We start from the raw sequence: 19,153 nt of genomic DNA on the forward strand, positions 1-19,153 counted from the left end.
CCGTCCCGCGCGGGCGCGTGGGGGGAGCGCGCCTTTCGAGCACCCTACGGCGCGCCGGCTCCGCCGCCCACCACCGCGTCGTCCGACGCGGAGGCGTGCCGTCCGTCGGGCGGCGGCAGCAGGCCGGCGACGGAACCGCCGGTGTCGTTGAGCCGGCCGACGCTCGGGCGCTGCCCACCGTAGGAGACCACCGTGAGCGAGCACGGGTCGACCTGGATCCGCTGGAACAGGTCCAGGTGCATCCCGAGCGCGTCGGCGACGAGCGCCTTGATCACGTCGCCGTGCGAGCAGACCAGGTACATCGCGTCCGGGCCGTGCTCGGCGGTGATCCGCTCGTTCCACTCGCGGACCGCGTCCACGGCGCGGGCCTGGGTGGTGCGCAGGGCCTCGCCGCCCGGGCCGGGGAAGGTCACCGCGCTCGGGTGGTTCTGCACGGTCTTCCAGAGGCTCTCCCCGGCGAGCTCCTTGAGCTCTCGGCCGGTCCAGTCGCCGTAGCGGCACTCGCCGACCCGCTCGTCGACCTGCGCGCCGGCGTCCAGCGCGAGCTTGGTGCCCAGGCGCGCGGCCAGGATCGCCTCGGACGTCTGCCGACAGCGCTCCAGCGGGCTGGTCACCACGGCCGCGAGCGGCACCTCGGCGATTCTCGCGGCGAGTGCCGCCGCCTGTTCCTCGCCGCGGTCGTCCAGGAGCACACCGGGCGCCCAACCGGCGAGGATCCCGGAGGAGTTGGCCGTCGTGCGTCCGTGCCGAACAAAGAGCACCGTCGTCATGGTGGTCACCCTACGTGGGTGATTCCCGGGCGCGGAGGCGTGTCGGGAGCGGAGGCGGGAGCGGGAGTGTGGGCGGTCCGGGTTCGGGGGCCGGATCGCGAGTGTCCCCGCCGCGCCGGAAAAGGCATAAGAATGTCCGTGTGATCGTGGACTGTGCCATCTACACCAACGGCCGGCGGACCGAAGGTCCCGCCGACTTCTCCGATGCCCTCGACGAGGCCCGGCGGGTCGGCGACTCGTTCCTGTGGATCGGCCTGCACGAGCCGACACCGAGCGAGTTCGAGCTTGTGACCAGCGAATTCGGGCTGCACCCGCTCGCGGTCGAGGACGCGCTGCACGCGCATCAGCGGCCCAAGCTGGAGACCTACGACGACTCGGTCTTCTTCGTCCTCAAGACGCTGCACTACTACGACGAGACGTCGTCGGTGGAGACCGGCGAGCTGATGATGTTCATCGGCGACTCGTTCGTGGTGACGGTGCGTCATGGGCCGGGTGCGGAGCTGAAGTCGGTCCGCCGTCGGGTGGAGAAGCAGCCCGAGCTGCTCAAGCACGGCCCCGGCGCGGTGTTGTACGCGGTCGCGGACGCCGTCGTGGACACCTACCTCGCGATCGCGGGCGAGCTGGAGACCGACCTCGAGGAGCTCGAGGCGCGCGTGTTCTCGCCGAGCCGGGACAACGACGCCGAGCGGATCTACCTGCTCAAGCGCGAGGTCCTGGAGTGCCGGCGGGCCGCACTGCCGTTGATCGAGCCGATACGGAAGCTGGCCACGACGGAGGTCGCGTTCGTACCGTCCGACACCCGGCCGTTCTTCCGCGACGTCGCCGACCATGTGACCAGGGTCACCGAACAGATCGAGTCCTTCGATCGGCTGTTGTCCGACGTGCTCGGGGCGCACCTGGCCCAGGTCGGCGTGCGGCAGAACGAGGACATGCGCAAGATCTCGGCCTGGGCGGCGATCTTCGCCGTGCCGACGATGATCGCGGGCGTGTACGGCATGAACTTCGACCACATGCCGGAACTCCGGCAGGTGTGGGGCTATCCCGCGGCGCTCGCGCTGATGGTGTGCGCGTGCCTGGGCCTGCATCGGATGTTCCGCAAGAGCGGGTGGCTGTAGGCCGGCGGGGGGTCGGTACCGCGCGACGCCGTGTCTTTCGCGGGGTGGGGTCGTTGACCTGGATACCGGCCGTGGCGGGGATGTACTGGACTCCCCCGCCGCGGCCTGATTCCGTTCCGTGAGCGATCAAGCGGTGGACCCTGGCACCGCTCACGCCGGACTCTCGTAGGCTTCTGCTTGTACAGACGCGGCGGAAGCAGGTGGGGATGTTCGGCAAGTCGGGCAAGCAGCGCACATCGGGGACGCGCCCGGCCCAGATTCCGGGCGCCGGGGCCGCCGGGGCCGACTGGTCCTCGCACACCCATCTGGAGGACGCCGTACGGTCCTACCTGCTGCACCCCGACGTGGCGATGGAGGCCCTGGGCTCGGTGCTCGGTCGGCGTCCGGTGCGCGGCTTCACGCTGGAGCGGGTCGTGGACATCAACGCGAACGGCACATCGGTGTGGCAGGAGGCCGCGGTCTGTGACGATCGGCGGCTCGTGTTGTGGCACAGCGAGGACATGACCGACCCGTCGGCCCCCGGCGGCACGGTGTTGGACTCCTCCGTGCAGGTGATTCCGCTCGGTTCCGTCTCGCATGTCGGGATACGCACGCTGGTCGGCACCGACACCGACGGCCGGCGGCAACTGCGGGGCGCGTTCGTGTTCCTGGCGACGCCGACCCTGCAGGAGGTGGCGACGGTGCGCGGCGAGGACGGCACGTCCACCGGCCGGTTCCGGCAGGAGGCGTACCGGTTCAGCAAGTCCCTGGAGGACGGCGGGCCGGGGCAGATTCGCCGACTGCTCGAATTCGCCGAGGTGATCGCGGCACGGGTGCCCGGGCCGCGCTGAGGCGTGGCGAACGCGGCGGCGGGCCCGGAATCCGTGGGTCCCGCCGCCGGTCTCGCGCACGGGCTGTGCGCGGTGTCGTCTCCCGCCGCGTCCGCTCCGGCTACGCGCAGCCGGAAAGCTCCAGCGCCTCGGCCGCGATCCGCAGTGCCGCGACACGTTCGTCGAGAGTGGTGCCGTTCGGGGCGATCGTGAGGGTCGTGACGCCGGTGGCGGCGTACGCCTGCATGCGCTCGGCGATCCGCTCCTTGCTGCCGAGCAGGCTGGTCTTGTCGATGAAGTCGTACGGCACGGCCGCGCCGGCGCCCGGGTAGTCCTTCGCCAGGAATTTGTCCTGGATCTCCTTGGCCTCGGCCTCGTAGCCCATCCGGCACGCGAGCCGGTTGTAGAAGTTCTGGTCGCGGCTGCCCATGCCGCCCACGTACAGCGCGGCATACCCGCGGACCTGGTCGGCCGCCGCCTTCGGGTCGTCGCCGACGACGAGCGGAACGGTCGGCACGACGTCGAAGTCGGTCATCGACAGGCCGGCCTTCTCGCGGCCCGCGCGGATGTTCAGCAGCGAGTCCTCGGCGTGCTCGGGCGCGTAGAAGACGCCGAGCCAGCCGTCGGCGATCTCGCCGGTGAGTTCGAGGTTCTTCGGGCCGACGGCCGCGATGTACAGCGGGATGTGCTCGCGCACGGGATGCACGGTGAGCTTGAGCGGCTTGCCCGGCCCGCCGGGGAGCGGCAGCGTCCAGTTGGCGCCCTGGTGGTCGACCCGCTCGCGGCGCATCGCCATCCGGATGACCTCGACGTACTCGCGGGTGCGGGCCAGCGGCTTGTCGAACTTGACCCCGTACCAGCCCTCGGACACCTGCGGCCCGGACACGCCCAGGCCGAGCCGGAACCGGCCGCCGGAGAGCACGTCGAGCGTCGCGGCGGTCATCGCGGTCATCGTGGGCGTCCGGGCCGGGATCTGGAAGATCGCCGAGCCGACGTCGATGCGCGTGGTCTGCGCGGCGACCCAGGACAGCACGGTGGCCGCGTCCGAGCCGTACGCCTCAGCGGCCCAACAGACCGCGTAACCGAGTCGGTCGGCCTCCTGGGCCACCGCCAGGTTGTCGGCGTCGTTGCCGGCGCCGAAGTAGCCGAGGTTGATACCGAGTCGCATATCCGCGGACCCCCTGTTCGATGTCCGTCCGACGTCTTTGGCACGTCCGACCGACGTTGGAATGGTTGACGATGGACGACGTTTGGCGTGGGACGATCCGGACCGGCACCAGTACGCCGGCTCGGGCGACCATACCGTGATACCTACCCATGGGTAACCTGTCTGGGCGGTATACCGCCGAACGGCCCCGCCAACGCCGGCGCGGGTGGGCGAGCGGCTAGTCTCCGGTGCCATGGAGCAGCGACATCTCGGCCGCACCGGCCTGCGGGTCTCCCGCATGGGGCTGGGCACCATGACGTGGGGACGAGACACCGACGAGCACGACGCGGCCGACCAGATGAAGGCGTATCTGGACGCCGGCGGCAACCTCGTGGACACCGCCGACGTGTACGCGGACGGCGAGGCCGAGTACATGATCGGGCGCCTCCTCGACGGGTACATCCCGCGCTCGGACGTGGTCATCGCGACCAAGGCCGCGAGCGTGCCGTACAGCGAACGCCGTTTCGACGGCTCGCGGGGCCACCTGCTCCAGGCCCTCGACCACTCGCTCGCCCGGCTCGGCACCGACCACGTCGACCTGTGGCAGTTGCACGCGTACGACCCGTCGACGCCGCTGGAGGAGACCCTGCACGCGCTCGATCTCGCGGTCACCAGCGGGCGGGCCAGGTACGTGGGGGTCTCCAACTTCTCGGGCTGGCAGTTGGCGAAGGCCGCGACGTGGCAATCGGCGGCCCCCGGTCGGGTGGTCGTGGCCAGCGCGCAGATGGAGTACTCGCTGCTGGAGCGGGGCATCGAACGCGAAGTGCTGCCCGCCGCGCTGGACATGGGGGTCGGCCTGCTGCCGTGGTCCCCGCTCGGTCGCGGCGTGCTGACCGGCAAGTACCGCCACGGCATGCCGGCCGACTCGCGCGGCGCGTCGGCGCACATGGGCCCCTTCGTGGCGCCCTATCTGGACGACCACTCACGGCGGATCGTGGACGCCTTGGCCACCGCCGCCGACGGCCTGGGCGCGGCCCCGATCGAGGTCGCCCTGTCCTGGGTCCGCGACCGCCCGGGCGTGGTGGCCCCGATCGTCGGCGCCCGCAACGCGGCCCAGCTCCGGGCCTCGCTGGCGGCGGAGGCGGTGGTGCTGCCGGGGGAGATCAGGGCGGCGCTGGAGGACGTGTCGCAGCCGATGACCGGCTATCCGGATCACGAGTGGGGGCTGGTCTAGGGAGTGGGGCGGGCGTACGGGTGGGCGTGTGGAGAGGGGCGGGGCGGGGCTTCGGGCTCCTGGCTTTGGGCTCCTGCCTTGGGCTCCGGGCTTCGCTTCGGCGGGCTTCGGCGGGCTTCGGGGGGCTTCGGGGGGCTGTCGGTGACGTGGAGGGTGAAGAGGGTCGCGGGACGGAAGTTTGGGAGCATCGGTCGCGGCAGGTGTCGGTGACGCCGGCGTGACCGGTGCTTCGGGGCGTTGAAGCGGACGAGTTCGGTTCGGATATGGGTGACGTGAGCGTGGGCGACGTGGGCATGGACGCGGGTACGGGTGCGGGCGGGAACGGCGAGGACGGTCCGAAGCCCGACCCGGTGGCACTGTTGCGCGATCAACTCGCCAGGCTGGCACGCGGCGAGGCCCCGGAGGTGGTCGGGGGCACGGCCCATGTCGCCCCCCAGCGCTCGACCGGCTCCGAGCCCGCCCGCAGGCGCACGACCGTGGCCGCCGAGGCCGTCGAGGCGGTGGCCGCGGCCGACCCGGAAACACCGGAAGCCGGAGCCTTGGAACCCGGAGCCTTGGAACCCGGAGTCCCGGAATCCCACGACGACGCGACAGACGACGCGACAGACGAAGACCACGCCGTCACGGCGGAGGTCACGCCCTTCCGCGAAGCAACGCAGGAGGGCGAACCGGAGGCCGACGACGACTCGGCGCCGACGACTGCCACGACATCCACGCCGGACGCTGGGCCCGAAGGACAAGGGGACGCCGACAACGGCGCCCCTGACCTCGCAGAGCCGGAGCCGGAACCGGGGCACGAACCGGGGCCCGAGCCGGAATCCGAACCCGAGCCGGAACCCGAACCCGAAGGCGTCACTCTCCAAACCCCCGCCGCCGCTCCGGAGCCGGATGCCGACGCCGCGGCGGCCCCGAACCCGGACGGTGAGGGCGGCGCCCTCGAAGGCTTGCCCGAGACCGGCACCGCGACGACGGATCCGGGCCGCGAGAGTCGTGCCCGCGGCGGTGAGCGCGGGCCGGAGCGGCCGGACGACCGCACGGACGCGCACTCGGGGCGGGACGCGGTGGGTGCCGCCGGCGCTGGTTGGGCGGGGCCCGGCACGAGGTCCGTGCCCCCTGAGCCGCCGGTGGTGGTGGAGCCGGAGGAGAAGCGGCCGTTCGCCGCCGTGGTCGCGGATGTGGCTCGGCTGCTCGTCGCGGCCGGGGCACCCGAGCGGGTCGCTCCGCAAGTGGTGACCGCACTCGGGAGCGAGGCGGCGGAATTGTTGGCGGGCGATCCTTGGGCGCTGCTCGCGGTGTCCGGGTTCGCGCCGCAGCAGGCCGACCTGTTCGCGCGTGGGGCGCTCGGCGACGCGTGGGCGGCGGCGGATCCCCGACGGGTGCGGGCCATCGTCCTGTGGTTGCTGCGCCGGGCCGCGCGGCAGGGCGATACCGCGATCGAGGCCGATGCCGCGCGGGCCGCGCTCGCGCACTTCGAGGTGGCCGACCCGGACACCGCATTGCGGGCCATACTCGCCGAAGGCCGGGTGATGGCCTTTGCCGCCGCGCCGGTCGAGGAGCCGCAGGACACCGGCGATCCGGGCGACCTCGACGATCTCGACGATCTCGACGGCGACTTCGAGGCGGAGTTCGAGGAGCCCGACGAACTCGCCGCCGTCGGCGGTGTGTTGCTCGCGCTCGACGACTACGCGCTGGCCGAGGAGGCGATCGCCGAGGCGGTCGTCCGGCTGATGTCGACCGTCGAACCCTGGCCGGACACCGGCGACGCCAAGCTCGACCGCGCCCTGCGTGCGGCGGGTGTGGTCCTGTACGCCGCGGGCCCCGGCGAGGAACCGCCGCCGGCCGTCCTGGCCGCCGCCGCGAACGCGCGCGCGGCGGGGCTGCGGGTGGCCCTCGTCGCCCCGACCACCGACGCGCGCGACCGGCTCGGCGACGGAGCGGTCGGGCTGCGGGAACTGGCCGCGATGGACCGCGGCCCCGACGGCACCCTCGAAATCGACCTCCTCGTCGTCACCGACGCGACCCTGCTCGACGTCACGGCCGCCGCCGCGATCTTCGAGGCGGTACCGGACGGCGCCCGACTGCTCCTCGCCGGCGACCCGGCCGGCCTCGAATCGACGGGCCCGGGACGGGTGTTCACCGACCTGGCCGCCACGGGCACGATCCGCGCGCTGGTCGCGCCGACCGTTCCGGAGGGGCCGCTCGAAGCCCTCGCCGACGGCATCCGCGACGGCCGGCTGCCCCCGATCGACGACCCCGAACGTCGCGTCGTCCTCATTCCGGCCCGCACCGGCGAGGAGGCCGCGCACCGCTGCGCCCAGCTCGTCGTCGACTCGATCCCGCGCGCGATCGGCATCGCGGCGCGGGACGTACTCGTCGTCGCCCCGCTCGCGACCGGCCCCGCCGGCGCCACCGCGCTCAACGCGGCGCTCAAGGCGAGGCTCAACCCGGGCACCGGCGGCGCGAACGGCGTCGCCATCGACGTCGGCGATCGGGTCATCAGGGCCACCCCCGGCCCGAGTGGCGGCGTCGTCCAGGGAACCGTCCGCGAAGCCCTCCCCGACGGCCGAGTCGTGGTGGCCTTCGGCAACGCCGCCCCGGAGCCCGTCCACCGCGCCGAGCTGCGGCACGGCTGGGCCCTGACGGCCCGTCAATCCCTGGGCGTCCGCCGCCCGGGCGCCGTGGTCGTACTCCCCTCGGAAGGGGCCGACGCCTACACCCGGGCCCTCATGTACACCCTCGTCACCCGAGGCGAACAGCACGTCTCGATCGTCCACGCCGCCGGCCCGGCCCTGGCCGCCGCGGTCGCCACCGACCCCACCCACCAGCGCACCACGCACCTGCGACAAGCCCTGCGCGAAGCCACGAACTGACCCACGCCCACCGGCACGTGTCCCGGAATCCCGGACCCGCGCCGGCCCGGCCGCTCTCTTCGGGGCGGGGCGGGGTGGGGTCAGTCGGTCAGGCGTTCGCCCGTGGATTTCGAGAACTTGTGGATCTCGTCCGGGCGGGGGGTGACGTACAGGGTCTCGCCCTTGCGCGGGACGCTGTCGCCGGGGACGCGGACCACCAGGGTGACCGGGGTGCCTTTGACCTGGGCGGTGCCGTATACGTAGGCGTCGGAGCCGAGTTCCTCGACCACGTCGACCGCGATCGACAGGCCGCGGGCGCCCTCGCCGGAGGTGACGTCGAGGTGCTCCGGGCGAACGCCCACGGTGATCTGCCGGGCCTCCTCGGCGCGGGCGGTCGCGTGCGCCTCGCGGGTCAGCGGGACCAGGACGTCGCCGAAGCGGATGCCGTCCTCGGTCAGGTCGGTGTCGATCAGGTTCATCGAGGGGGAGCCGATGAAGCCGGCCACGAAGACGTTGATCGGGCGTTCGTACATCCGGCGGGGCGTCGCGACCTGCTGGAGGATGCCGTCCCTGAGCACGGCGACGCGGTCGCCCATCGTCATCGCCTCGACCTGGTCGTGCGTGACGTAGACCGTGGTCGTGCCCAATCGCCTTTGCAAGCCCGCGATTTGGATGCGGGTCTGGACGCGGAGCTTGGCGTCGAGGTTGGACAGCGGCTCGTCCATCAGGAATACGCGCGGCTCGCGGACGATCGCGCGGCCCATCGCGACGCGTTGGCGTTGGCCGCCGGACAGGGCCTTGGGCTTGCGGTCCAGATAGCCCTCGAGGTCGAGGATCTTCGCGGCCTCGGCGACCCGGCGGGCGATCTCGTCCTTGGACTTGTGCGCGATCTTGAGGGCGAACGCCATGTTCTCGGCGACCGTCATGTGCGGGTAGAGCGCGTAGTTCTGGAACACCATCGCGATGTCGCGCTCTTTGGGTTCGAGGTTGGTGACGTCGCGGTCGCCGATGCGGATGGTGCCCGCGTTCACGTCCTCCAAGCCGGCGAGCATGCGCAGGGCCGTGCTCTTGCCGGAGCCGGACGGGCCGACGAGGACGAGGAATTCGCCGTCGCCGATGTCGAGGGAGAGTCGGTCGACGGCCGGTTTGTCGCCCTTCGTGTACTGGCGGGTGGCCCGGTCGAACGAAACGGTGGCCATGAAGACGTGTCCCCTCACCGGCAGGAACGTGCCGGACGGTCCGAAGTGGTGGGGGGAACAGCGTGCCCGCGCCGGCGACGCGTGTGTTCGGGCCACGCGGAGGGGGTCACCCGCGCGGGTGACCGGGAGTGCGCCACATGGTCGGCGCGGGCGCCGGGCGCGGGCGAGGTGGGGCGCGGCCGGGCCTACGTCGTTTCCAGGACCTCGAACTCGTCGCCCACCCTGAGCACATGCGGCCCGTCCGGCCGCAGGTCCGGGACCAGGTTCTGGCCGAACACCAGGCTCTTGCCGAAGCGGTGGTGCTTGCCGAGCGCCCTCAGCGGCTCGTGGCCGCGTTCGCCGGTCAGCTGGTCGGTCGTGGTGATCACGCATCGCGAGCACGGCTTGACGACCCGGAAGGTGATGTCCCCGATGCGGATTCGCCGCCAGTGGTCCTCGGCCCAGCCGATCGGCTCGTCGACGACGACGTTGGGCCGAAAACGATTCATGGGGAGCGGGGAATCCATCACGCCGTTGAGCGCGTCGAGCGAACCCGTCGTCGTCAAGAGCAAGGGAAATCCGTCCGCGAAACTCACCCGATCGGCAATGTCCGCGTAAGTCTGATCGGGCCTTCGCCGGGTCGGATCGTCGAGATACACGAGCCGGACGTCGATGCCCAACAACTTTCCGAACCAGGTGTGCGTGTCGTCGACGCCGACGGCTGCTTCCAGTTCGTCGTTCCACACGGTCACCGTGGTGAGCCGGACCTCGGCAGGCGGCTCGATCCGCAGTTCGTCCATCGAAGGAGCGCGTACGACCAGTGTGCCGCCCGGCTCCTGACGTACCGTCACGGTCGCGAGCCGAGGCTGCTTGCGCTGGCTGACGAACCGTCCGGTCGCGTCGACCAGCATCCAACGCCGGTCGCCGACAAGGCCCCACGGTTCGACGACGGCCTCCGCCAGGTCGATGCCGCGTGCGGACTTGATCGGATACACGTGCAGGGAGACGAGGTTGTGCATACGTTCACTGTTTCACGCCGGTCCGGGGAAACCGGCGGGGGATCGATGCGGACCGATTCTCGGCGAATCCGCAGTTCATACGGGTGGTGCGGGCGGTGCGAGTGGCGGGAACTACAGGCGGTGGTGCGATGCGCGGCCGGTGGCCGTGCGGGCGTGGCGGGTTCGGGTCCGGAATCAGTAGCGGGGCGGGAACTGGCCCGGCTCACCCATGTTCGGCACCCGCGGCGTCGGTACCTGCGGGGGCTGGACGTACTGCGCCGCGTACTGACCGGCGCCCGGCTGCGGAGCCTGGTGCACGGACTGCTGGGGCGGCTGCGGCGCGGCCGGGGCCATCGACGCGTAGCCCGACATGTGCGCGTTGTTGTACTGGCCGCTGTTGTACTGCGGAGCGCTGTACTGCGCGGGTGCCGGAACCGGCAGCGAGGCGGGCAACGCCTGCATGGGGGCAGGTGAGTTGTAGCCGTAGCCGGGGGCCGACGCGCCGTACGAGGCCCCGTACGCCGGTGCGGGCGACGAGTACGAGGACGGGAGCGCCGGGAGGGCGGGAAGGGCCGGTCGTTCGCCGAAAAGCGGATGCATGGCGAAGTCCGGCACCGGCAGGTTGAAGGGGCCGATCTCCGGCCGGCCCCGTTCGGCCACCAGACGGTCGTAGATCGGGGTCTCCGAATACGGCGAGTAGATGCCGCCGTCATAGGCGCGAGCCGAGGTCATGGCCGATAAGGTACGCGATTCGCGGCGGTTGCGAACCCCCTGGGTACTGACGAATTTCAGCGGGATGTGCCAGAACTTCGTCAAGGCCTGCCAATACCCTACGTCGGGGCGGTTCCGTAGCCTGCGCACGGCATGTGATAGGGCGTCACATTTCGGTCGAATCACCTCGACGGGCGTCTGGCCTTTCCCCGACCGGCCGAGCATGATGCGGTACGAGCAGGCTTCGTCACCTCGCGTCGTGATCGGGTCCCGGGTCGGGTCCGGGGCGATCCGCGTCGCGGATCGGGACGAAGCCGCCAACGTCCAGGGCAGCGTCGCTCGCCGGTCGGTGTCGGCCTGCCCTTCCGGCCGGGGAGGACCACGTGCGGCAGGACACGCAAAAGGCGCAGGACGCGCGCGCCGACGGGCAGGCACGAACACAGGCACAGGCGCGCACTCGGGCACGCGATCGCGCCGGCACCCGACGGGATCCGCAGAACACGCAGAACGCGCAGAACGCGCAGAACACGCAGAACACGCAGGACGCGCAGAGCACGCAGAACGCCCAGGGCGCGCGGAACCTTCGAGACCCTCGGGAAGCCGACGGGGACGCGATCGACCTCGCCATGGACGACGCACTGCCGCCCGCAGGCCCCGCCGACGCGCCACCTCCCGGAGCCGCGTTGCTCGACCGCATCCACGGCGGCTGGATCGGCCGTTCCCTGGGCGCGTACGAGGCGGCCCGGATCCCCGACGGCTCGGGCGTACCGGACGCCGGCCGGGCCGAGGACCGCAGCGACGCGATGGACCGCGCGGTGCTGAGTCTGCGCGTCCTGGAGCTGTACGGACCGGGCTTCACCAGTGCGCAGGTGGGCGCGTTGTGGCTGCTCACGCTGCCGTTCCTGCGCACACGCGCGGCCGAGCAGGCCGCGTACCGGAACCTGCTCGGCGGGATGTTGCCGCCCGCGACCGCGGCGAACGGGAACACGCACGGCGGCACCGACGAGGCGATCGCGCGGGGGGACCTGTACGGGTACGTCGCGCCCGGCGACCCGCGCCGCGCGGCCCGGTTGGCCCGCAAGGACGCCTGCGTGTCGCACACCGACGAGGGTCTGTACGCGGCGATGTGGAGCGCGGCCCTCGCGGCGGCGGCGTTCACCGCGCGCGACGCCGCGCAGGCGATCGGGGTGTCGCTGCGGCACATTCCGGTCGAGTCGCGGCTGTCCCACGCCTTACGGGACGTTCTGGTCGCCCACGCCCGCGGCCGGACCTGGGAGCAGACGGCGGCCGAGGTGCACCAGCGGCACGGCACCGGGACCCGGCGGGACGCGCTCGGGAACGCGTGTCTGATCGCGGCCGGACTGCTGTGGGGCGAGGGCGATCCGTGCCGGCGGATCGGTCTGACCGTGCGCGGCGGTTGGGACATCCACACGACGGCTCCGGTGGCGGGCTCGATCGCGGGCATCCTGCACGGCGCGGCGGCGAACTGGCCGTCGTCGGCGGCGGCCGAGGTCCGGACCGCGCTGCCCGGTCAGGAAGTGTGCGTCCTGGACGACCTGGCCCGGCGGACGCTCGCCGTGAGCCGCGCGGAGCCGCCGCTGCGGTGACGACGGGCGGCGGTACACCGGCCTCGACCGGGCGTATCGCGGCCCCCCACATCGGGATGAACGGGTCGGAATCCGGCCGGCGAAGTGGCCCGTGGGCCACCGCCGGCCCGGCCCGTCGCCCGCCCGTGACGGCGATTTCGGGCCGGCCCGGCCGATGACACACCGTCACGTATGCGGGTCACGCCATCCACGGCGGTGAGACCCGGGCGGCCTCCTTCGGGGCGATGTCGCACGCGTCCGGCGGGGTGATGTCGTTCGGGTTGTACGCCAGGGCGCTCGCGGACGCGGTGACGATCGCGGTGAAGCCGGTCTCGGCGTCGGCGTACACCTGCCGGGGGAGGTCGGCCGGCACGACCACGGTGTCGCCCGCGCCGACGGTCAGCTTCTCCCCGGCCAGGTCGATGACGAAGGCGCCGGTGAGGACGGTCCAGATCTGCTCGGCGTCGAACGCGTGGTACGGGCCGACCGCCGCCGCGCCCATGTCCGCCCGCCACAGGGCCGCGACGGATCCGCCCTGGGTGGGCGAGGCGTAGGTGGTCATGACGGCGTTGGGGGTGGTGGTGACGCGGACGTCGGCGCTGCGGATGACAGGCATGGTGCGATCTCCTAAACTCGACAATGTCGTTGTCGAAATAGTGAACCAGGTTGTCTATTCATGTCAAGAAGAGATCCCGCCGCGAGCGCCCCCGCGAACGATCCGACGGACAACCCCACCGCCGACCCCGCGAACGATCCCCCCGGTTTCGAGCTCCCGCTGCGCCTGTTGATGGCCTTCCGGACGCTGATCGACGAGGTGCACGCGGAACTCGCCCGCCAGGGCCACCCCGACATGCGCCCCATGCACGGCTTCGTGTTCCAGGCGATCGGCCCGTACGGCACCACCGCCGCCGACCTCGGCCGCGTGCTCGGGGTCTCCAAGCAGGCCGCGGGCAAGACGATCGACGCTCTGGAGCGGATGGGCTACGTCGAACGCGCCGCGGATCCCGCCGACGCGCGGCGCAAGGTGGTCCGGCTCACCGCGCGCGGCTTCGACTCGCTCGCCAAGTCGGCCGCGATCTTCGAGCGATTGCGCGCCGAGTGGGCCGCGACGCTCGGCGCGGACCGGCTGCGCGCACTGGAGCGGGACCTGCGGACGATGACCCCGGGGGACGTGTTCCACTTGGACATGCCCGCCTGGTTCGGCGGCGGCTGACCGCCCGGGGGAGTCCTGTTCGAGGCCCGTCGGCCGCGTTCCAGGCCCAACCGGATGGCGACGAGTCGATCAAGTACTTATTCGTGACTGATTCCAGCTCGGGGTGAACCGCGTAGGTTTTCGAACGAGGGGAGTGAGCGCCTCGGTCCGGCGGTCGAGACGCTCCCTCCCCTCGCCCCACCCCGGTGGCTCCGACGACCGGCGCTCACGGGGGCGCCGGTCGGCGGGGGAGTCCACCCGGCTTCGTCGCACCTCCCGCCCTCGCACCTCCCGCCCTCGTACTCCCGCCTCGTACTCCCCCGGGATTAGCCCGTCCCCCCGGACATCGCGCGGAGTAACCCGGACGTCCGTCGTGGGCCCGACGAACGCGGCTCGCCGCCACGGAAGCCTTGAGGTCATGAGGACACCGTCGAAACAACCGCCCACGACCGACGGACGGTCGGGCCGCCGGCGCGGCCCCGGGCCGGGGGACCGCTCTGTCGGGGTCGAGGCGGTGTCGCGGAGGATGGCGGTGTGACGAAACGATCGGATGGCGGTGGGGTGTCCCTCGTGGACGTCCTGCTCGCCGTCGTCCTGGGCGCGGGTGCGATCTGGTCCGCGTGGATGTGGCCGGACCGGCGCGAACTGGACCCCCTGGGGGTGGCGTTCCTGTGCGCCGCGTCGCTCACGCTGGCCTGGCGGCGGGTCCGGCCCGGGGCGGTGTTGCTCGCGTCCTTCGTGCTCACGGTGCCCTACCACGCCCGGGAGTACCTGCACGAGAGCGCGGCCACGCTCGCCCTGGTCGCGCTGGGTACGTACGCGGCGTACATCCGGCGCGCGCAGGCGATCGTGGTCGGTGGCCTGACCCTGATCGTCGTGCTCGTGGCGATGACGCTCGGCGGCGAGGATCCGCCCACCTGGCGGGAGCGCGGCGGGATGGCCGGCTGGGTCGTCGCCGCCCTGATCGCGGGGCAGGCGTGGCGCAGTCATCGGGACTACGTGGGCGCCATCATCGACCGGGCCGAACGCGCCGAGCGCACGCGCGACGAGGTGGCCCGGCGTCGGGTCGCCGAGGAACGCCTGCGGATCGCGCGCGACCTGCACGACCTGCTCGCGCACAGCATCACCCTGATCGGCGTGCAGGCGGGCGTGGCCGCGCACCTCGCGGCCCAGGAGCCGCCGCCGGAACGCACGGTGCTGGAAGGCGCGTTGGACACGATCGCCGAGACGTGTCGCAGCGCCCGGCACGAACTGCGGGCCACCCTCTCGGTGTTGCGGGACACGGAGGAGAGCGCGCCGTACGAGGCGGTGCCGGGCCTGGCCGGTCTGGACGGCCTCGTGCCGCTCACGAGCGCGGCCCGCTCCGCCGGCATCGCCGTCACGCTGACCGGCCACGACGGACCGCCGCCCGCGCCCGAGGTCGGCGTGGCCGTGTACCGGATCGTGCAGGAGGCGCTGACGAACGTGGTCAAGCACGCGCGGGCCCGCGTGGTCGAGGTCGAACTCCGCCGGGCGGCGGGAGAATTGTGGCTCACGGTGATCGACGACGGACGGGGAACGATGAACACGGAGGGACCCGGCTTCGGCATCCTGGGGATGGCCGAACGGGCACGCAGCGTCGGCGGGACGCTGAAGGCGGGCCCGGGTGCCAGTGGCGGCTTCACGGTCACGGCCGTGCTGCCGATGACGCGACGGGGGACCGAATGACGGCGGCCGGCGTGCTGCGCGTCCTGCTCGCGGACGACCAGCACCTGGTGCGGTCCGCGTTCGCGATGCTGGTGGGATCGGCCCCGGACATGGAGGTCGTGGGCGAGGCGGCGGACGGCCGGGCGGCCCTCGAACTCGCGCGCGCGATCAAGCCGGACGTCGTGGTGATGGACATCCGGATGCCGACCCTCGACGGGATCGAGGCGACGCGCCTGATCGCGTCGGATCCCGAACTGGCCCGGGTCCGGGTATTGGTGCTGACCACCTACGAGGACGACGACAGTGTGCTGGCCGCGTTGCGCGCGGGCGCCGGCGGCTTCCTGGTCAAGGACACCCGCCCGGCCGAACTCCTGGCCGCGATCCGCACGATCGGCGCCGGCGAGGCCCTCCTGTCCCCGGGCCCCACGGCCCGACTGATCTCCCGCGTGCTGCGGCTGCCCGCACGGGCGGAGACCGAATCGGGATCGGCCCGGGTCGCCGACCTCTCCGCCCGCGAACGCGAGGTCCTGACCCTGGTGGGCCGCGGCCTGACCAACGCCGAGATCGGCACGCTCCTGGGCCTGAGCCCGCTCACCGCCAAGACCCACGTGAGCCGCATCATGTCGAAGCTGAACGCGCGGGACCGACCCCAACTGGTGGTGACCGCCTACGAGTCCGGGCTGGTCGTCCCGGGCGACGAGACGTCCCCGATGTCCTGAGGCGTGTCTTCGATCCCGGCCCTCAGTCCGCATAGACCGCCTGCGGCACCACCCGGTCGTCCGCCGGCAGGAACCTCGCCAAGTGCGTGTCGTACAAGCGCGTCCAGGTCCCGTCCGCGCGGACGCGTTGGAGGGACGCGTTGACGAAGCGGACCAGATCCGGGTGCTCCTTGGCGATCTCCAGGCCGTAGGGCTCGTGGCTGAGCTTCGGGCCCACGAGGCGGAGGTAGCGGTCCTGGGCCTGGAGGCCGACCATGATCGTGTCGTCGCCGACCGCGGCGTCGGCGGCGCCCTGTTGGATCCGCACGAGGCAGTCGGCCCAGGTGTCGCCGGACACGTCGACCAATCCCCGCGTCGCGCGCACGTTCTCGGCGGCCGTCGTGCCGCCGACCGTGCACATCCGCGTTCCGGGCGGCAGCCCGGCCAGCCCCCGGGTGTGGTCCGCGGCGTCCGCGGGGGTGCCGCGGAGGACGAGTACGCGTTGGCCCGCCGCGTAGTAGGTCGAGCTGAAGTCGACCACGGCGCGCCGTCGGCAGTTGATGGTGACCGACTTCGCGACGATGTCGACGACGCCATTGGCGACGGACTGTTCGCGGACCGCGTTGGGCACGACGCGGAACCGCAGCCGGCTCGAATCGGCGCTGCCGAACAGGTCCTTGGCGATCTCGCGGACCAGGTCGATGTCGAAGCCCTGGAGGCTGTTGTCGACGGCGTCGGCGTAGCTGAACGGATACGCGCTCTGGTCGATGCCGATGGTCAGGTAGCCCCGAGCGAGGATCCGCGCGAGCGAGCCGTCGGCCGTGTAGTCGGCGGCGTCGGGCGGGCCCGGCCGGGGGCGCAGGCTCGCGGTCGGCTCGCCGCAGGACGCGACGGGCGAGGTGGTGGGCGCGGCCGCGGCGGTGCCCTGGGCGCCCGGAGCGGCCGCGGGATCGGTCGGGCCGGCGGCCGACCGGTGCGTGGGCGTACACGACACGAGCACCACGCTCAGCGCGGCCAGAACGGCCACGGCCGAACCGGGGGCCCGGCGCCGATTCCCGTGCTTGGAACGGACTGCGTGCGAGGACATGACGTGGCACACCTCCCGGGGCGGCGCGAGGGACACCGCTCGGCTCGTCCGGCTGCTGCCGTATCGCGACGCTAGCCGAGCGGAGCCGCCCGCCACCCGGGGAATTCCCCAGCTTTCGTGCCGGCCCACTCGACCGCCGGCCCGGCGACCCGGAATTCCATCCGATCCCCTTGCCGGCCGGGAGCGGCCAAGACGCTCACCGACCCACAGCAGCCAGGCCCACCGGCGGATCGCCCTCCCCAGCGGATACCCTGCCTGCCTGCCGGCGCGTCGGCGCCGGGAGATGTGTGCGGCCCTGGGGAGGGTCTGCCGGGGGAGGGGCGATGAACATCGACGAGGCCACCACGGGGCAGACACAGCCATGTCCGGACTGCGGTACGGACGTTCAGTGCCGAGTACCTCGCGGACCGGACCGCCGCCCGGGCGGGCTCCACCGCGTCCGCCGTGGAACTCATGGACCGGCTCTTGGTCATCGACTCCATCACCGCCGAACTGCGCCGACAGACCGTCGCTGCGCACACCCGGATCGGGCGGAGCAAGCCGCGCGGCGAGGTCGGGCCGGGCCTGTGGGAAGGTCTCGCGGCGCACGTCGCGAGCCTCCCGGAGCGCGAGTACGAACGGCTGCGCCGGGTCGGCGCGTTGCGTGGCCACAGCTTGGACGCGACGCACCCGCCCACCCACCTGCGTCGGCACGGTCTGGCGGCGGGTGGGCGGCATGGCGCAGGGGTTCGGCTCGATGAGAAGACCGGCGCCGCGATCGCGGTCGAGCCGGCCGGGGCCCGGGCTCGGGTGGCTCGTGAGGTGATTCGTGATCACGCGGTCTGAACCGTGGCCACCCGAGCCGAACCCGGTACATCCGAGCCCTGGGGCTCAAACGCCGGCCGGGACCCGTGTTCGGCTGGGTGTCGACGTGTGGTTCAGGGCGGTCGACAGGTCCGACCACAGGTCGTCCTCGTTTTCCAGGCCGACCGACAGTCGCAGCAGGTTCGGGCCGATCGCGCCCTCGGCTCGGGCCGTGTCGTCGATGACGCGGTGGGTCAGCGAGGCCGGGTGCTGGATCAGGGTGTCGGTGCCGCCCAGGCTCACGGCCGGCGTGATCAGGCGCAGTGCCGACACCATCGCCATCGGGTCGTTCGCGACCTCGAAGGCCACGAGCGCGCCGCCGATGCTCGGGTAGTGCACCCGCTCGACCGCCGGGTGGGCGGCCAGCCGGCGGGCGAGCGTGGCGGCCGACGCGGACGCCTTGGCCACTCGGATCGGCAGCGTCGCGAGGCCGCGCAGCAGCAGGTAGCCGGCCAGCGGATGCAGCAACGCCCCGGTGGCGAACCGGATTTGGCGCAGCACGCGCGCCGACTCCTCGTCGCACGCGACCACGCCGCCCATCACGTCGCCGTGCCCGCCGAGGAACTTGGTCGCGCTGTGCAGCACCATCCGCGCGCCCAGTGTCGCGGGTCGTTGCAGGACCGGCGTCGCGAAGGTGTTGTCCACGAGCAGCGGCACCTCCCCGGCCTGCGCGGCGAGGTCGACCAGATCCAGCTCGGCCAGCGTCGGGTTGGCCGGCGTCTCGACCATCACCAGACCGGTGTCGGGCCGCACCGCCGCGGCCACGCCGCCCGGTTCGGCCCAGGTGACCTCGGTGCCGAGCAGCCCGCTGGTGAGCAGGTGGTCGGTCGTGCCGTACAGCGGCCGTACCGCGACGACGTGTCGCCGCCCGCGAGCGGCCGCCGCGAGCAGGCACGCGGTGACCGCCGCCATGCCGCTCGCGAACGCGACCGCGGCCTCGCAGCCCTCCAGCTCCGCGAGCGCGTCCTCGAACCGGCGCACGGTCGGATTGGTCAGGCGGCCGTAGATCGGCGATCCTTCGGGCAGCTCCCCCTCGGCGTAGGCGTCGAGGGCGAGGGCCGCGCCGGGCAGGTCCGGCAGGGGATAGGTGGTCGACAGGTCGATCGGCACGGCGTGCGTGCCCAGGGCGGCGAGGTCGTCACGGCCCGCGTGTACCGCACGGGTTTCGAACGCGTGGCCGGCGCCGGGCACGGCCGGGGGTCGGTGCTCCATGGCCGTCAGGGTGCGCCGATCACCGGAGGAGTGGTTGA

17 protein-coding genes are annotated in these 19,153 nt (G+C 72.5%); 9 read left to right on the forward strand and 8 right to left on the reverse strand.

The genetic code is table 11. The features are described 5' to 3' along the window. Positions 1-44: 44 nt before the first annotated feature. On the reverse strand, positions 45-770 hold the full coding sequence (locus OG928_RS27295) for an MSMEG_4193 family putative phosphomutase (RefSeq protein WP_406288427.1): 726 nt from the start codon (positions 768-770) through the stop codon (positions 45-47). 140 nt (positions 771-910) lie between these two features. On the opposite strand from OG928_RS27295, the gene corA reads away from it, so the two are divergent. Beyond that, a complete protein-coding gene (gene corA, locus OG928_RS27300; RefSeq protein ID WP_406288429.1) occupies positions 911-1,885 on the forward strand; it encodes a magnesium/cobalt transporter CorA in 975 nt (324 codons plus the stop codon). 206 nt (positions 1,886-2,091) lie between these two features. Further along, entirely contained in the window at positions 2,092-2,715 is a 624-nt protein-coding gene (locus OG928_RS27305) for a hypothetical protein (RefSeq protein WP_406288431.1), read from the forward strand. Positions 2,716-2,815: 100 nt separating this feature from the next. Here the strand turns inward: OG928_RS27305 and OG928_RS27310 are convergent, their stop codons facing one another. Then, positions 2,816-3,862 (reverse strand): LLM class F420-dependent oxidoreductase, encoded by a 1,047-nt coding sequence (locus OG928_RS27310; RefSeq protein WP_406288433.1) that lies wholly within the window; start codon positions 3,860-3,862, stop codon positions 2,816-2,818. Between the two features lie 232 nt (positions 3,863-4,094). On the opposite strand from OG928_RS27310, the gene OG928_RS27315 reads away from it, so the two are divergent. Beyond that, the gene (locus OG928_RS27315; RefSeq protein ID WP_406288436.1) at positions 4,095-5,075 is read left to right on the forward strand and encodes an aldo/keto reductase; all 981 of its coding nucleotides are present in this window, start codon (positions 4,095-4,097) and stop codon (positions 5,073-5,075) included. A gap of 263 nt (positions 5,076-5,338) precedes the next feature. Further along, positions 5,339-7,945, forward strand: a complete 2,607-nt coding sequence (locus OG928_RS27320) for an AAA family ATPase (RefSeq protein WP_406288438.1) — start codon at positions 5,339-5,341, stop codon at positions 7,943-7,945. Positions 7,946-8,025: 80 nt separating this feature from the next. Here the strand turns inward: OG928_RS27320 and OG928_RS27325 are convergent, their stop codons facing one another. The 3 genes from OG928_RS27325 to OG928_RS27335 all read right to left on the reverse strand — a co-directional run bounded on the left by OG928_RS27325 (position 8,026) and on the right by OG928_RS27335 (position 10,832). Then, the gene (locus OG928_RS27325; protein ID WP_406288441.1) at positions 8,026-9,123 is read right to left on the reverse strand and encodes an ABC transporter ATP-binding protein; all 1,098 of its coding nucleotides are present in this window, start codon (positions 9,121-9,123) and stop codon (positions 8,026-8,028) included. Between the two features lie 185 nt (positions 9,124-9,308). After that, positions 9,309-10,121 carry an MOSC domain-containing protein gene (locus OG928_RS27330; RefSeq protein ID WP_406288442.1) on the reverse strand — a complete coding sequence of 271 codons (813 nt, stop codon included), beginning with the start codon at positions 10,119-10,121 and terminating at the stop codon, positions 9,309-9,311. Positions 10,122-10,295: 174 nt separating this feature from the next. Beyond that, a complete protein-coding gene (locus OG928_RS27335; protein WP_406288445.1) occupies positions 10,296-10,832 on the reverse strand; it encodes a DUF6643 family protein in 537 nt (178 codons plus the stop codon). 362 nt (positions 10,833-11,194) lie between these two features. Between OG928_RS27335 and OG928_RS27340 the strand changes: the two genes are divergently transcribed. After that, complete coding sequence (locus tag OG928_RS27340) at positions 11,195-12,418, forward strand: ADP-ribosylglycohydrolase family protein (RefSeq protein WP_406288448.1); 1,224 nt, start codon at positions 11,195-11,197, stop codon at positions 12,416-12,418. A 178-nt stretch (positions 12,419-12,596) separates the two neighbouring features. On the opposite strand, the gene OG928_RS27345 is transcribed toward OG928_RS27340, so the two are convergent. Continuing rightward, on the reverse strand, positions 12,597-13,013 hold the full coding sequence (locus OG928_RS27345; protein ID WP_406288450.1) for a cupin domain-containing protein: 417 nt from the start codon (positions 13,011-13,013) through the stop codon (positions 12,597-12,599). A gap of 171 nt (positions 13,014-13,184) precedes the next feature. Between OG928_RS27345 and OG928_RS27350 the strand changes: the two genes are divergently transcribed. The 3 genes from OG928_RS27350 to OG928_RS27360 all read left to right on the forward strand — a co-directional run bounded on the left by OG928_RS27350 (position 13,185) and on the right by OG928_RS27360 (position 15,994). Then, positions 13,185-13,610, forward strand: coding sequence for a MarR family winged helix-turn-helix transcriptional regulator (locus tag OG928_RS27350; protein WP_406291253.1), 426 nt, complete (start codon positions 13,185-13,187; stop codon positions 13,608-13,610). 513 nt (positions 13,611-14,123) lie between these two features. After that, positions 14,124-15,296 (forward strand): histidine kinase, encoded by a 1,173-nt coding sequence (locus OG928_RS27355; protein WP_406288452.1) that lies wholly within the window; start codon positions 14,124-14,126, stop codon positions 15,294-15,296. Next, entirely contained in the window at positions 15,293-15,994 is a 702-nt protein-coding gene (locus OG928_RS27360; protein WP_406288454.1) for a response regulator, read from the forward strand. The genes OG928_RS27355 and OG928_RS27360 overlap by 4 nt, the downstream gene beginning before the upstream one ends. 22 nt (positions 15,995-16,016) lie before the next feature. Here the strand turns inward: OG928_RS27360 and OG928_RS27365 are convergent, their stop codons facing one another. Continuing rightward, the gene (locus OG928_RS27365) at positions 16,017-17,060 is read right to left on the reverse strand and encodes a transporter substrate-binding domain-containing protein (protein ID WP_406288457.1); all 1,044 of its coding nucleotides are present in this window, start codon (positions 17,058-17,060) and stop codon (positions 16,017-16,019) included. Positions 17,061-17,504: 444 nt separating this feature from the next. On the opposite strand from OG928_RS27365, the gene OG928_RS27370 reads away from it, so the two are divergent. After that, positions 17,505-17,885 carry a hypothetical protein gene (locus tag OG928_RS27370; RefSeq protein WP_406288460.1) on the forward strand — a complete coding sequence of 127 codons (381 nt, stop codon included), beginning with the start codon at positions 17,505-17,507 and terminating at the stop codon, positions 17,883-17,885. A 45-nt stretch (positions 17,886-17,930) separates the two neighbouring features. Here the strand turns inward: OG928_RS27370 and OG928_RS27375 are convergent, their stop codons facing one another. Beyond that, positions 17,931-19,115 (reverse strand): trans-sulfuration enzyme family protein, encoded by a 1,185-nt coding sequence (locus tag OG928_RS27375; protein ID WP_406288461.1) that lies wholly within the window; start codon positions 19,113-19,115, stop codon positions 17,931-17,933. Positions 19,116-19,153: the final 38 nt, after the last annotated feature.

The organism is Embleya sp. NBC_00896 (assembly GCF_045207785.1).
In the GTDB taxonomy this organism is placed as follows: domain Bacteria; phylum Actinomycetota; class Actinomycetes; order Streptomycetales; family Streptomycetaceae; genus Embleya.